Here is a 1528-nt window from a genome sequence, read left to right on the forward strand (position 1 = left end):
TATTGGTCGCGTAGAGGTCCTCGCCTCGGTCATCGCTGAAGTCGACCCGGCCGCCGTGGACATGCTCACGCTTTTCCGGGGTGCTGGTAGTCACCCGCAGAATGCCGCCCAGCGAGCTGTCATCGAGCTGCAGGCCCATGCCGACGTCGACGAAGGACGCGCCGATATCTTCGAGCTTGGCGATGACCGCCTTTTTGGCCGGTCCATCATCGATGCAGATGAAGGCGAAAGTCACCCCGTCCAACAGGTGGACGTTGGAAGCGTCGAGGGCGACAGGGTGCGGGACGATCCCCTTGCGCATACGCGAGTAAATCCCTGCCCAGTAGTCGACCTTCAGAGGCACTTCCCGTAGTTCGTCCAACGAGGGGGCGCCCGGACCCCGAAAGGCATTGTGGGACAGGAAGTCGTCTTTATCGAACAGGCGGATTTCCTTCGCCGGGGTCTTGGCGACCTGATCGAAGACGTAGCCGCCGGTGCCGCCTAGGCCGATAACGGCGACGGTATCGTCCGCCAGGCGCTCGGTCAGGGCGCCGATGCCCGCGCGGCCAGACGCGGTCTCGATGTAGTGGAAGACGGAGTTTTCTTCCTCCTCAGGGATGGCGTTGCCCCGCGCCGAAGCGCCGGCGCAACGCGTGGTGGCCGGGCCCGAGATCACGGCGACGTAGGTCGTCATCTTATGGTGATAGTCGCGATAGCCTCCTTCCGGCTTGTTGGAGAAGCCGTGGCGAGCGATCAGACTCTGGCCCAGGTCGGTCGGATTGTCCTGGTGGCGGAGCGCCTCGATCGGACTGCCGTCGACGTTGCAGGGGTATTCCCCGATCCAGTGCATCACATGGGTGTCGGGAACCTGGGTCACGTCCCCCGCCATGTTCAGGGTGGAAACGAGGGCGCCGCGTTTCAACTCCTTCTTCGCGTTGAGGTAGGGCACCTCGCGCAGGACCAAGAAATTGCTCTTGATCTGCACGAGGTAGCCCTCCTCACGGAGGAGCTTCAGGTCGGCGCTACGAGCGAACGGTGCGGGTGACAATGAAGATCGTCCCCTTCTTGACTTCGACCTTGCCGCCCGGGCCCAGCTCACCGGCGTGGGGGTGCGACGCCGCCTTGCGATAGGTCATTGAGTAGACGGTGTTCTGGTCGGCGGCGCCGCCCGGGAAGGCCAGCTGGACGATCTGCTCGAAGCTGACTTCGTCGCCTTCGATCTCGCGGGGGCGCGAGTTGACGACGATCTCGGTGTTGCGGTGCTTGAGCGCCTCTTCGATCTCCTGCGTGGCTTCGCGGACCTCGGCTTCGGGGCGGTGTTCAGCCGCTTCCGCCTGTTCCAGGTCGTGCTCGGCGTTCTTCAGGTGCTCGAGCGCGTGCTCGACCAGGGTTTCGCGATCGGGCGGCTCGGCGCCGTTGTGGGGGGTATCCATCGTTTGTAGTTCCTTCGGTTGTGACCAGCCTCTTGGGGCTTCACAGGGTCAATCGACGCGAAGGAGGGCGACCGGTAAGCGCCCCAGATCTAAATTTCGAGGACGCCCGGTGACAC

Annotated in this window: 2 protein-coding genes; both read right to left on the reverse strand. The window is 63.7% G+C overall.

Features of this window, described 5'->3' with window-relative positions:
- Positions 1 to 964 (reverse strand): ThiF family adenylyltransferase (locus tag Q7J26_RS13965; RefSeq protein WP_304937010.1); only part of this gene is annotated, 964 nt, incomplete at its 3' end.
- 37 nt (positions 965 to 1001) lie between these two features.
- Positions 1002 to 1412, reverse strand: coding sequence for a multiubiquitin domain-containing protein (locus Q7J26_RS13970; protein WP_304937011.1), 411 nt, complete (start codon positions 1410 to 1412; stop codon positions 1002 to 1004).
- Between the last annotated feature and the right edge of the window lie 116 nt (positions 1413 to 1528).

Source organism: Brevundimonas sp. (assembly GCF_030656255.1).
Taxonomy (GTDB): Bacteria; Pseudomonadota; Alphaproteobacteria; order Caulobacterales; family Caulobacteraceae; genus Brevundimonas.

Bases quoted from the DNA above. Each gene is read 5' to 3' on its own strand.
- Q7J26_RS13970 (WP_304937011.1), bottom strand. From the start codon at position 1,412: ATGGATACCCCCCACAACGGCGCCGAGCCGCCCGATCGCGAAACCCTG.